The organism is Nitrosomonas sp. (genome assembly GCF_040256045.1).
Lineage (GTDB): Bacteria > Pseudomonadota > Gammaproteobacteria > Burkholderiales > Nitrosomonadaceae > Nitrosomonas.
On sequence record NZ_JBDZWD010000058.1, the window covers coordinates 1 to 12354 of the forward strand.

Annotated in this window: 10 protein-coding genes; 8 read left to right on the forward strand and 2 right to left on the reverse strand. The window is 51.8% G+C overall.

What is annotated here, in order from left to right; genetic code table 11:
• The first annotated feature begins 196 nt into the window (after window positions 1-196).
• The 8 genes from ABUL11_RS09790 to ABUL11_RS09825 all read left to right on the forward strand — a co-directional run bounded on the left by ABUL11_RS09790 (window position 197) and on the right by ABUL11_RS09825 (window position 9888).
• Complete coding sequence (locus ABUL11_RS09790; RefSeq protein WP_350283672.1) at window positions 197-562, forward strand: DUF6164 family protein; 366 nt, start codon at window positions 197-199, stop codon at window positions 560-562.
• A 76-nt stretch (window positions 563-638) separates the two neighbouring features.
• Window positions 639-2132: an apolipoprotein N-acyltransferase gene (gene lnt / locus ABUL11_RS09795; RefSeq protein WP_350283679.1), complete on the forward strand. Its 1494-nt coding sequence runs from the start codon at window positions 639-641 to the stop codon at window positions 2130-2132.
• A gap of 55 nt (window positions 2133-2187) precedes the next feature.
• Window positions 2188-3111, forward strand: coding sequence for a glycine--tRNA ligase subunit alpha (locus ABUL11_RS09800; protein ID WP_323850782.1), 924 nt, complete (start codon window positions 2188-2190; stop codon window positions 3109-3111).
• On the forward strand, window positions 3108-5255 hold the full coding sequence (gene glyS, locus ABUL11_RS09805; RefSeq protein WP_350283673.1) for a glycine--tRNA ligase subunit beta: 2148 nt from the start codon (window positions 3108-3110) through the stop codon (window positions 5253-5255). Before ABUL11_RS09800 ends, glyS begins: the two co-directional genes overlap by 4 nt.
• Before the next feature lie 11 nt (window positions 5256-5266).
• A complete protein-coding gene (gmhB, locus tag ABUL11_RS09810) occupies window positions 5267-5809 on the forward strand; it encodes a D-glycero-beta-D-manno-heptose 1,7-bisphosphate 7-phosphatase (protein WP_350283674.1) in 543 nt (180 codons plus the stop codon).
• Window positions 5809-6537: a lysophospholipid acyltransferase family protein gene (locus ABUL11_RS09815; protein WP_350283675.1), complete on the forward strand. Its 729-nt coding sequence runs from the start codon at window positions 5809-5811 to the stop codon at window positions 6535-6537. Before gmhB ends, ABUL11_RS09815 begins: the two co-directional genes overlap by 1 nt.
• Before the next feature lie 186 nt (window positions 6538-6723).
• The gene (locus ABUL11_RS09820; RefSeq protein WP_350283676.1) at window positions 6724-9183 is read left to right on the forward strand and encodes a S8 family serine peptidase; all 2460 of its coding nucleotides are present in this window, start codon (window positions 6724-6726) and stop codon (window positions 9181-9183) included.
• A 195-nt stretch (window positions 9184-9378) separates the two neighbouring features.
• Window positions 9379-9888 carry a DUF1269 domain-containing protein gene (locus tag ABUL11_RS09825; RefSeq protein WP_350283677.1) on the forward strand — a complete coding sequence of 170 codons (510 nt, stop codon included), beginning with the start codon at window positions 9379-9381 and terminating at the stop codon, window positions 9886-9888.
• A 166-nt stretch (window positions 9889-10054) separates the two neighbouring features.
• Here ABUL11_RS09825 and ABUL11_RS09830 read toward each other — a convergent pair whose 3' ends face one another.
• Window positions 10055-10345 carry a TonB-dependent receptor domain-containing protein gene (locus ABUL11_RS09830; protein ID WP_350283680.1) on the reverse strand — a complete coding sequence of 97 codons (291 nt, stop codon included), beginning with the start codon at window positions 10343-10345 and terminating at the stop codon, window positions 10055-10057.
• The gene (locus tag ABUL11_RS09835; protein WP_350283678.1) at window positions 10345-12171 is read right to left on the reverse strand and encodes a TonB-dependent siderophore receptor; all 1827 of its coding nucleotides are present in this window, start codon (window positions 12169-12171) and stop codon (window positions 10345-10347) included. Before ABUL11_RS09835 ends, ABUL11_RS09830 begins: the two co-directional genes overlap by 1 nt.
• Window positions 12172-12354: the final 183 nt, after the last annotated feature.

Here is a 12354-nt window from a genome sequence, read left to right on the forward strand (position 1 = left end):
AGCCAGATCGTTTTATCGTTAACCCATCCCAGCACATCGTGGGACTAAACAGCTACGCCTTCTGCCGTACTTTACCGCCACGCGCACCGGATCGGCAGGGAATTTCAGATAATTCATCAATCTTTTGCAAGATGGGTTTTACTGCACCCCGATTTTGCTGGAGAATTCGGGTTTTATTCACGAGATTTCGTGTCAGATGTCGAAACTGTTATTCAAGCTGCGAAACGTGCCGGATGATGAGGCGGAAGAAGTACGGGCGCTGCTGAGCGAGCATCAGATCGATTTTTATGAGACCTCTGCCGGTAACTGGGGGATTTCCCTGCCGGCCCTGTGGGTACGCGATGAAGCGCAATATTCGCAGGCAAGGGAACTGCTGGATGTCTACCAGGCGGAGCGCAGTGCGCGTGTTCGTGAGGAATATGCCCGACTCAAGCAGCAGGGGAAACACAAAACGGTACTCGACAGTTTTCGTGAAAATCCCTTCGCTTTCATTGCCTACCTGTTTATCGTGTACGCCTTGCTGTATCTTCCTTATAAGATTATTACCGGGCTGAGCAGCTAGTAAAGCTCATTTTCCTGGCTGCAACAGGCTATTTTCTGCTCCGATTTTTTCCTGATCTGATAGAAGTGTGAATAAATTGAACGGTTATTTCAGACTGATTGCTGCATTTGCGCTGGGTGTGGGGACGGTTTCCGGTTTTGCGCCTTTTTATCTTTATCCGATTCCGGTGGTTACGCTGGCGCTGCTTGCTCTGCTCTGGCGCAAGAGCAGGACACCTGGCCAGGCTGCGCTGACCGGATTTACCTTCGGTATGGGCCTGTTTGGTGAGGGAGTAACCTGGCTTTATGTCAGTCTGCATGATTTTGGTCATATGGAGCCTGCACTGGCGGTACTGGCGTTGATAGTGCTATGCGCTTATCTTGCATTGTTTCCTGCGTTGACCGGGTGGATCACCGCTTTCCGGCATTTTCGTGCATCCTGGGTGTGGCCGGGGATGGTAGCGGCACTCTGGGCACTGACGGAATGGTTGCGCGGTACCTTGTTTACCGGTTTTCCATGGCTGACAGTCGGTTATTCGCAGGCACCGGCCAGTCCTTTGGCGGGGTTTGCCCCGGTGATCGGGGTGTATGGCTTGTCGTTGCTGCTGATGCTGAGTGCAGCCTGGCTCGCCTGCTGGCTGGAGAACAGACAGAATCGCCGTTTCTGGCTATGGCTGGGAAGTGTCTGGTTCATTGGTTTTGGTTTGCAGCAGATTCACTGGACGCAGCCGGAAGGAGAACCGGTGACAGTCAGTTTGCTGCAGGGAAATATTCCGCAGAATATGAAATGGCAGCCGGAACATCTTGCAGCCACCATGCAGATTTATGCTGAACTGGTGCAGGAAAGCCCGAGCAGATTGATCGTTACCCCGGAAATTTCATTTCCCCTGTTTTACGAACAGGCGCCACAGGACTATCTGGCTTTACTGGCTGAACATGCCCGCTCCCGCCAGGGTGATTTGCTGATCGGCATGGCGGAACGTTCCTCATCCGATAATGGCTATTACAACACCATGTTCAGTTTTGGTATCTCGCCGGAGCAAAGTTATCGCAAATATCATCTGGTTCCGTTCGGGGAATATATCCCGCTGAAGCCGGTATTTGGCTGGATCATCGACGTGCTGCACATTCCGCTATCAGATTTTTCGCGTGGCGGACTGGACCAGCAGCCGCTGAATCTGGCCGGGCAGCGGGTGGCCGTCAATATCTGCTATGAAGATGTGTTTGGTGAGGAAATCATCATGCAGCTGCCGCAGGCCAGCCTGCTGGTCAATGTCAGTAATGATGCCTGGTTTGGCCGCTCGATCGGCCCGCGGCAGCATCTGCAGATTTCGCAGATGCGTGCGCTGGAAACGGGTCGTTACATGCTGCGGGCGACCAATACCGGCGTGACTGCCATTATCGATGAGCGAGGCAGAGTGCTGGAGCAGCTGGATATGTTTACCACTGCTGGTTTGCACAGCACTGCACAGGGTTTTGGCGGTGCTACCCCCTATGTTCGATTCGGAAACAGTCTCGTATTCGCGTTGATTGGCCTGCTGTTGCTGGCTGGCAGCCTGGCGGCATTTTCCGGGAGACGCAAAACTCTGTAGAATGAGCGCGGTTCATCATCAGACCGCTATCAACCCATCGCTAAACCGCCGTAACATGTCTACTCCCACTTTTCAGGAAATCATTCTTACCCTTCAGCAATACTGGGGGCAGCAGGGTTGTGCGTTGCTGCAACCTTACGATATGGAAGTCGGCGCTGGTACCAGCCATACCGCAACCTTTCTGCGTGCACTCGGGCCGGAACCATGGCGTGCCGCCTACGTGCAACCTTCCCGCCGTCCCAAGGATGGCCGCTATGGCGATAATCCCAACCGCCTGCAGCATTACTACCAGTTTCAGGTTGTACTGAAACCCGCACCGCACGATATTCTGGATCTGTATTTCCGTTCGTTGCAGATACTGGGGCTGGATTTGCAGCAGAATGATGTGCGCCTGGTCGAGGATGATTGGGAAAATCCCACACTCGGTGCCTGGGGGCTGGGTTGGGAAGTCTGGCTGAATGGTATGGAAGTGACCCAGTTCACCTATTTTCAGCAAGTGGGCGGGATCAACTGCCGGCCGATCACGGGGGAAATCACCTACGGGCTGGAACGTCTCGCCATGTATCTGCAGGGAGTGGAAAACGTGTTCGATCTGACTTGGACGGATGGGCTGACCTATGGTGATGTCTATCACCAGAATGAAGTGGAACAGTCCACCTACAATTTTGAATACAGCGATACTGGGTTTCTGCTGCTTTCTTTCGACAAACTGGAAGCACAGGCCAACCAGCTGATCGATGCTCAACTGGCGTTACCTGCCTATGAGCAGGTACTGAAGGCTGCGCATACCTTCAATCTGCTGGATGCGCGCGGTGCGATTTCAGTAACCGAACGTGCAGCCTACATTGGTCGTATCCGCAATCTGTCGCGTCGCGTGGCACAAGCCTATTACGACAGCCGCCTGCGTCTGCAGCCACCGTTTCCACTGGCACCACGTGAGTGGGTCGCGCAGATTCTGAATCAGGCGGAGTCGGCATGATGATCGAAAATTTACTGATCGAACTGCTGACCGAAGAACTCCCGCCCAAATCGCTTGATAAGCTGGGCAATACTTTTGCTGCCGCCATTGCCGCCAGCCTGAAAAGCCAGAATCTGACTACACCGGATATGGCCCTGACCGCCTTTGCTTCCCCCCGCCGGCTGGCGGTGCATCTGACCGCCATTCCTGCTCAGGCGCCGGATCAGGTCGTAGCGCTCAAACTGATGCCGGTTGCCGTCGGGCTGGATGCACAAGGGCAGCCAACCCCGGCGTTACATAAAAAGCTGGCTACACTGGGTATGGAAAATGTCGACGCCTCTGCGCTCAAACGAGTGCAGGAAGGCAAGGCAGAAATGCTGTTCCTGGAACAGAACGTCACCGGGATTCTGCTGGCAGCGGGTTTGCAGAAAGCGATGGAGGATACCATTCGACAACTGCCCGTCTCCAAGGTCATGACTTATCAGTTCGATGACGGTTGGGAGAACGTGCATTTCGTGCGGCCGGTACACGGACTGATTGCATTGCACGGGCAGAAAATCGTACCCGTCAGTGCGTTTGGATTTACTGCCGGGAATACTACCCGCGGGCATCGTTTTGAAGCAAAACAAGCCGAGCTGATCATCGATCATGCAGATCGCTATGCTTCCCTGCTGGAAACGGAAGGGGCTGTGATTCCGGGGTTTGACCAGCGTCGCAGCCGGATCCGGGAAGGACTGGAGACCGCCGCGAGTGCAGTGCAATTGCACTGTATCGATGATGAGGCATTGCTCGATGAGGTAACTGCACTGGTGGAATATCCCAATATCCTGATGGGAACATTTCCGGCAGATTTTCTGGAAGTGCCGCAGGAATGCCTGATCTCGACCATGAAAATCAACCAGAAATACTTTCCTCTGCTGGATACCGATGGAAAACTGACCAACCGATTTCTGATCGTTGCCAATATCACGCCGGCTGATCCGGGGCAAATCATTGCAGGTAACGAGCGGGTGATCCGCTCACGACTGGCGGATGCAAAATTCTTTTTCGATCATGATCGCAAGCGGACGCTGGCTTCACGCCTGCCCGATCTGGACAAGGTGATCTACCATCACCAGTTGGGTTCACAAGGGGAACGGACCCGCTATGTGCAGACACTGGCACGAATCATCGGGCGGCTGCTGGGCGACGATAACCTGGCCGGTCAGGCGGATCAGGCTGCAATGTTGGCCAAGGCCGATCTGCTGACCGATATGGTCGGAGAATTTCCTGAACTGCAGGGCATCATGGGACGTTATTACGCCCGATTCGAAGGAATAGATGAAACGATCGCATTTGCCATCGAGGATCACTACAAACCCCGCTTTGCCGGGGATGTGCTACCGCGCAGCATGGCAGGAATCTGCGTGGCACTGGCCGATAAACTGGAAACTCTGATCAGCCTGTTCAGTATTGGTCAGCTTCCGACGGGTGACAAGGATCCTTATGCACTGCGGCGGCATGCGCTGGGTGTCATCCGTATCCTCATCGAAAAAGATCTGCCGGTCGGGCTGGATGTACTGATTTCGCGCGCAGCCGATGTATTGCAGGATGGAACGATCGGAAAACAGGATTCGGAGTCGGGCCATGCGCGCCCGATAACGTCGCAACTGACAGGGCAGTTGCAGGATTTCTTTTACGATCGTCTTGCCGCCAGCCTGCGTGATCAGGGTTACACAGCTCAGGAAGTGGACGCCGTTTTGAACCTGCGGCCTGCGCTGTTGTGTGAAATTCCCCGGCGACTGGCGGCGGTACGTGCATTTGCCACCTTGCCCGAGGCAGCCAGTCTGGCAGCAGCCAATAAACGGGTAGGTAATATCCTCAAAAAATCGGAATTTGATGCGACTGCCGCTATCGATGAAGCTTGTCTGCAGGCTCCGGCTGAAATCGCCCTGTATCGTGCTTTGTCCGAAATCGAATCCGATGCCATACAAGCTTTCCAGAATGGTGATTATGTGACTGCCCTGCAAATTCTTGCTGCCTTGAAAACACCAGTCGATGCCTTTTTCGATCAGGTGATGGTGAACGATGAGAATGAGGTACTGCGGCGCAATCGCCTGGCCTTGCTGACAGCATTGCAGGCGACGATGAACCGCGTCGCGGATATTTCCAGGCTGGCTGCCTGAGCACTTCGAAAATGAAACTGATCATTCTCGACCAGAACGGCGTTATCAATTATGGCAGTGAGACCTACATCAGAGCTCCCGGTGAGTGGAAGCCTATTCCGGGCAGTCTGCAGGCGATTGCACGGCTGACTCATGCCGGTTATCGAGTGGTTACTGCTACCAATCAGTCCGGCATCGGGCGCGGTTTGCTCGACATGACGACTTTCAATTTGATCAATGACAGGATGCTTCGTACCGTGCAGCAGGAAGGAGGGCGGATCGATTCTCTGTTTTTCTGCCCGCACACGCAACATGACAAATGCAGTTGTCGCAAACCGGGTATCGGTATGTTCAAGGAGATTCGGCAACGCTACGGCATTGAACTCAGCTATGTCCCTGCTGTGGGCGATTCTTTGCGCGATCTGCAGGCAGCTGCCAAAGCAGGTGCCATCCCTATACTGGTACTCACTGGCAAAGGCCAGGCTACACTGGCGGAGGGTAACCTGCCTGCCGGTACGCAAATCTACCCGGATTTGTCAGCAGTAGCAGACAGCCTTGAAGTAGAGGCAGTGTAATGGCCGGCTTGCGTTCTCTGATCTATATGCTGCTGCAGGCAATCATTACACCGCCGTACGCACTGTTTACATTGATGTGTTTCCCGCTGCCTCCCCATCGCCGCTATCAGGTCACCTATGGCTGGACCCGGTTGATGCTGTTCATGCTGCGCACCATTTGCGGCCTGCGTTATGAAGTGCTGGGACGGGAAAATATCCCGGATCAGCCATCGATCATCCTTTCCAAGCACCAGTCCGCCTGGGAAACACTGGCCTTGCAACAGATTTTTCCACCGCAGGTATGGGTGTTGAAGAAAGAATTACTGCGTATTCCATTTTTCGGCTGGGGACTCGCCATGACCAGTCCGATTGCGATCGATCGCAGTGCCGGCAAAGCAGCACTGGAGCAGATCGTGGAGCAGGGGAGAGAACGGTTGCAACAGAATTTCTGGATCGTCGTTTTTCCCGAAGGTACGCGCATCCCTCCCGGCAAGAAAGGCAAATACCGTATCGGTGGTGCCTGGCTGGCGGTGCATACCGGTGCACTGGTCGTGCCGGTAGCGCACAATGCCGGGGAATTCTGGGGTAGAAACTCTTTCATCAAATATCCTGGCACTATTACACTGAGTATCGGCCGGCCGATTCATCCGGAGGGAATCGAAGCAGGTGAACTGATGGCCCAGGCGGAAGCATGGATCGAAGCTGAAACTGCGCGCATCAGCCGCCTGGCACACCAGCCGATCGAATGACCGTGACATTGACAATCACCCGAGCTGTTTTGGCGGCTCCCTGAGCCTCCATTTTTTTTCTTGTACGAACTGAAATAATCTGTTTTCTGCAACAGGTAGAGCGTATTATTTGATTGGCATAGCCGGATCAGATGCAATCAAACCGATCTGACAGAAAACGGGGCAATTCAGTGAAGGAGAAAAGACATGGCCACAGAAAAACGGAATTCCCGTTCCAGCAGCAGCAAAACAACTGGCAGTAAATCATCCGGCAGCAAGTCGGCCGATACCAGAAAGACCAGGCAGCCCGGCGTCGAACACATCAATCCCTTCGTTGAATTTTCCCGTTCTGCAGCCAGTGCTGAATCAGCTGAATTTCCATCGATCTTGAACAAGGAAGGCAGTTCACCGGAAATTGGCACTATCGTGTATATCCATGGGATTGGTAATAAACCCGTGGCATCGGTCCTGAAATGCCAGTGGGATACGGCGCTGTTTGGCGCGCCGATGGGAGATCGTACCCGCATGGCGTATTGGGTGGATCGTAGTCGTTACCCTAAGCCAGAAAAAGCCAGTTGCGCCGACAAGGATACGCTGCCGGAGGATGCAGGTGGAATAGGGGTACAAACCCTGCAGGAAAATGAGCTGGAGCCGGAAATCAAGCTGAATGCTGCCGAACGCAAAATTATGGCTGCGCTGGAAGATCGTCTGCGTGCAGGAGAAAAGCGACCTGGTAGTGTCAATGTCAAGGCGCTGCCACTGCCAGAGAGTGTGCGATTGTGGGTTACCCGCCGCATTACCAAACTGTTCCTCAAGGATGTGCAGGGGTTCTTTTTTGATGAACATAAGCGCAACCTGATGGAACAGTCGCTGCGTGATCGTCTGGATGTGGGCGGTGGTCCCTTCATCGTGGTTGCTCACAGCCAGGGTTCGATGATTGCTTATCAAGTACTGCGCCAGTTGGAGAAGGTTGACTGTGATGTACGCCTGTTCATCACCATCGGTTCACCTCTCGGCATTCAGGAAGCGCAGGATGTGCTTGGCAAGATCGGCTCCGGCAAGTCCCTTGCTGTGCCGGAATGTGTCGATCGCTGGCTGAATGTAGCCGAAAGCCTCGATCCCGTCGCACTCGATTCACACCTGAGTAATGATTACCAGCCTAACAGTCGCGGTGTGAAGATCGAGGATCACGCTGGTTTGATGATAAACCCCGAGTGGGCATCCAATCCTCATTCGGGTACAGGTTATCTTTCGCTCGACATCGTACGCCAGGCGGTACGTGAGACAGCAGGCCCCACCTTCAGCAACCCGGTTGGTCGCAATATCCTGATGAAAGATCTGGTTGATAATATCGAGGATGGCCACCGTGAGCAGAAGCACCCGACGCTGATTCAACTGGTTTCGGATAGCGATAATGCCACCTCACTGGACGAGGTGCGTGATCACCTCCATAAACTGATAGAGAATGTCCTGATTTTCAACAACACTAAACCTGAGGAAGGACGCATCCAACTCATGCGCCGTTTTATCTCGGCGGATCTGACTCGGAGTGAAATCGAGGAATTACGTTCGCACTGCAGCACATTGAAAATCGATCGTGTGTGGCGTAATGCAGTCAAGCGTACGCTGCTGCACCAATCGGCACACACGATCCAGGTGCGCCCGGCCAATCTGGGCTATAGCGCCTGTGGCCAGAATATCGCCTGGGCTGTGCTCGATACCGGAATCGCTGCTGATCACCCGCATTTCAAAAAACACAACAATGTAGCCGCACAATGGGATTGCACCGGCAGCGATGACCCCAGGGAATTAAAACCGGGTGACAGCGGTTTTGGTACGTTGGATGACAATGGCCACGGTACCCACGTTGCTGCCATCATTGCAGGGACACTAGCCTTACCGCATGATGAAAAAGATAAATCTGAAATCTTGCTGCGGGGAATGGCACCCGAGGCGAGACTTTATGGTTTCAAGGTGCTCAAAGACAACGGCAACGGGGAAGATGCTTTCATCATCAAAGCCCTTGATACTATTGCAGAACTGAATGAACGTGCCGGTAAACTGATCATCCATGGTGTGAATCTCAGCCTGGGTGGCAATTTTGATCCCAGTGTCCTTGGTTGTGGCCATACCCCACTGTGCCAGGAACTGCGGCGTTTGTGGTGCCAGGGGGTATTGGTATGCCTCGCGACCGGCAATGAAGGGTACGCGCTGCTCGATTCTGCTACTGGTGTGATACCAGCCAATATGGATCTTTCCATTGGGGATCCGGCCAATCTGGAGGAAGCCATTTCTGTCGGCTCGGTGCATAAAACCAATCCGCATACCTATGGCATTTCCTATTTCTCCTCACGCGGGCCGACTGCCGATGGACGCATGAAACCGGATCTTGTCGCCCCGGGTGAAAATATTCTCTCGGCACGCCATCAGTGGCCGAAAAGCAAGCTCACCATGCGTAATGCGTATGTCGAGATGAGTGGTACCAGTATGGCTACCCCGCATGTTTCAGGATTGCTGGCAGCCTTTCTTTCTGCCAGACGGGAATTCATCGGTTATCCGGATCGCGTCAAGACACTGTTGTTGCAGCACTGTACCGACCTGGCCCGTGATCCCTATATTCAGGGTAAAGGAATGCCCAATCTGGTAAGAATGATTATGAACACCTGAGAAAAAGCCGGCTGGATCGCCCGCGGGTTGTCAGATTATTAAAAAACAGAGCCATAACTAAAATTTTTGGTCCGATTATGACTCTCATCTATAAGGCAGTCAAAATAGTAATCGTATTTATCAAAAGTGCTTCCACCAGAAGAGTAGGCCACTACTCTTTCATTCTTGAGTAAGTAGTTCTAAATGGAGGGCATCATGAGACGCATATACTTTTTGGTTCCAGAGATAGTTACTACCAGGAAAATTGTTGATGATTTGCTTCTGGCAAAAATTGAAGAGAGGCATATTCATGTGATCGCGAAACGCGGTACACCACTGGAGGATTTACCAGAAGCTAACCTGTTACAGAAATCTGATTTTGTTCCTGCCGTTCAGCAGGGAATTGCATTGGGTGGTGCAACAGGGCTGCTTGCCGGGCTGGTGGCTGTTGCGTTGCCACCCGCATCGGCGGTCATTGCCGGTGGTATTTTACTGGCGACCACACTGGCAGGTGCCGGGGTGGGATCGTGGGTGAGCGGCATGATCGGCGTAAGCCTTGGCAATCGGCGTATTAAAGAATTTGAGGAGGAAATCGAGGCGGGAAAACTGCTGGTACTGGCGGATGTTCCTAGCGATCGGGTCGATGAAATTGAAGATCGTATAAGGCAACATTTACCTCAAATCGAGGTGATGCGAACAGAACCCAAGATTCCGGCATTTCCTTAAAGTAATATTCCGGGCTCTACTGAGCCCGGAATATTTAAGCAAAAACGTTAAAATATCGTACTGACGGAAAATGCAACAGTTCTCGGTACACCTAAATAATTAGCATTTTGCCAGTAATCTTTACCTGTCAAATTAATGATGTTCAAGCGTACAGTCAGTGCTTTATTCAGTACACGGGTATATAGCGTGCACCGATATCGTACAGGGTATAACTGGGAATTTTATCGGTATTAGCGGCATCAGCATATTTTTCACTGGTGTAGTAAATACCCCCAGTTAGGCTCAATCCTGTAATCCATGGCAGCGCATATTCCGCATAAATCTTGCCCATCCTTGATGCGGCATTGGTTGGTTTTTTGCCTTCCAGAGTGGGATTGTTGGCTTTTTCCACACTGAGATCCATCAACGTACCACCGCCCATGATAGTCAGATTGTCCGTGATTTTCCCGGTCAGCATCAGTTCCACGCCGTTATGGACCTGCAGCCGTCCCGAACAAAAGTGGGAATGGGCCTAGCTAAATTTGAGAACTGGTTGGCTTTTTCAATCCGGAATAATGCAGTACTCAACAACAGATTGGGGTTGATGTCGTATTTCAGACCGACTTCATATTGTTTACTGACGAGTGGCGGGAATACTTCTCCACGATTGGTATAAGTATTACCTACTATCGTCCCTTTCTGAAGTGCTTCCATATAAGAGATATAGGTGGTTACCACTTCAATCGGTTTGTACAGCAGTGAAACAGTGGGCGACAGCGCAGATTTTTCATATGTACTACCATCGCCATACCAACCAGTTCCCCGATTAATCGTAGTAGCGTAATTGAGTCCGACCATTGCAGACCATTGGTCGTTGAAGGTAATATCATCTCCTATCAGGACATTATTATATCGGTCAAAATAGATATCCCCTCCTGCGGAAGGTTCTTCCCAATCCGGCTCAGATATATTTTTAAGTTCGCTAAGTGGAAGGCTTGGACCAGACCAGTAAGAACCACCGGTAGGCGAAACTTGATCAATAACAGTAGAGGAATAGCCCAAGGTCAGCTTATGGTCGACGGCAAAAGTTGAAAAACGGGTATCCAGGTAGATATATCCCCCATAATTTTCAAACTTTTGCCAGGTATTGCCACTTGTCACTCCAGGAATAAAAGTTCCATCTACCTGATCATCTAAAGTCATCTGATTGGTACTCCCGCCGGTATTCTGGTAGAAGAAGGCACTTCTGAGGGTAAAATGCTTACTCGGATCCCAACGCAGGCTGGTGTAGGCTTTATGGCTTTCCACATCATTTGATGTCCATTTGGGAGAGTAACGTTTGCTGGTATCGATAGAAGTTCTTTCCATCATATAAAATTCAGGTTGTGTTGCCTCTTTTCTGTAGTCGTTATAGGTATATTTGAGATCCGCATAAAGGGTATCAGTGAGATGGCCATCCAACACGATGTTGGCGACTTTCTGGTTGACCGGTTCGCCGATGGCAGTATCTCCCCCTTGATAGAGCAGATTGACTCGGTAGCCGAATCGACCCTGGTCATCGAATTTTCCGCCGATATCGGCATGGCCATAAAACTGGGTGCCACCGTAATTGCCAAATGTCAGTGTTCTGAGTGGCACGTTAGTGGGGCTTTTGGTGACATAATTTATCGCTCCACCCACTCTTCCTCCACCATAGAGAAACCCGGAGGTTCCGCTGAGAATTTCCACTCGGTCGATCTCGATCACTGACACGGCAGAACCATTTCCTAAAGCCAGAGGGATACCGTCATAAATCGGGTTAAATGATGTAAACCCGCGTATAGTGACCATAGGTATAGCATTGTTATTGTGGATAGCTGGTTCCTGAGTCAGGGGATTCATTTTAAAGATCTGCCCCATATTCTGGGCATTGACGTTTTCGATCAGATCAGATGGGACGACACTCATCGAGTACGGTGTATCCCGTAAACTACGTTCTCCCCAAAGACCAATCCCGCTGACATTACTTACCCGATAGCCTTCTTCTGCTGTACCTTGTTTCAGGGAAGCTGTACTGACTGTTAGAGATGGCAAAGTGACTGCACTGATACGCTTTAAGGTTACTATGTTGCCTTGCCGCTCGTATTCGATGCCGGTGCCTTTCAATAACTGGCGCAGAGCATTTTCCGGAGTGTAATTTCCCCGGAGGCCGGAGGTGTTCAACTCTCTTACCAGATCAGGTGTGTAAAGAATCTGCAGCGAGGTTTGCTGGCCCAACTGCAGCAGGGAATCCCCCAGTGGCTGGGGTGAAATGTCGATCGGCATGGTATTTTGGGCCTGAACAGGCATTGGCGTGACAAGCATCAAAACACATGCGAAAAAAATAATCGCAACAGATGGTATTGCTGTAAACAAGGTAACGATACGGGCGGATTGCGCCCGTTTGAATGGAGGTATCACGAAATTTCCCCTGATTGAAATAGTGGCGTACGCTGTGCTGGCTTCTTA

What these genes read in the sequence shown, in the direction of transcription:
- ABUL11_RS09815 (WP_350283675.1), top strand. Translation starts at nt 5,809, where the DNA reads ATGGCCGGCTTGCGTTCTCTGATCTATATGCTGCTGCAGGCAATCATT.
- ABUL11_RS09820 (WP_350283676.1), top strand. Translation starts at nt 6,724, where the DNA reads ATGGCCACAGAAAAACGGAATTCCCGTTCCAGCAGCAGCAAAACAACT.
- ABUL11_RS09825 (WP_350283677.1), top strand. Translation starts at nt 9,379, where the DNA reads ATGAGACGCATATACTTTTTGGTTCCAGAGATAGTTACTACCAGGAAA.
- ABUL11_RS09800 (WP_323850782.1), top strand. Translation starts at nt 2,188, where the DNA reads ATGTCTACTCCCACTTTTCAGGAAATCATTCTTACCCTTCAGCAATAC.
- gmhB (WP_350283674.1), top strand. Translation starts at nt 5,267, where the DNA reads ATGAAACTGATCATTCTCGACCAGAACGGCGTTATCAATTATGGCAGT.
- ABUL11_RS09830 (WP_350283680.1), bottom strand. Translation starts at nt 10,345, where the DNA reads ATGCTGACCGGGAAAATCACGGACAATCTGACTATCATGGGCGGTGGT.
- ABUL11_RS09790 (WP_350283672.1), top strand. Translation starts at nt 197, where the DNA reads ATGTCGAAACTGTTATTCAAGCTGCGAAACGTGCCGGATGATGAGGCG.
- glyS (WP_350283673.1), top strand. Translation starts at nt 3,108, where the DNA reads ATGATGATCGAAAATTTACTGATCGAACTGCTGACCGAAGAACTCCCG.
- ABUL11_RS09835 (WP_350283678.1), bottom strand. Translation starts at nt 12,171, where the DNA reads ATGCCGATCGACATTTCACCCCAGCCACTGGGGGATTCCCTGCTGCAG.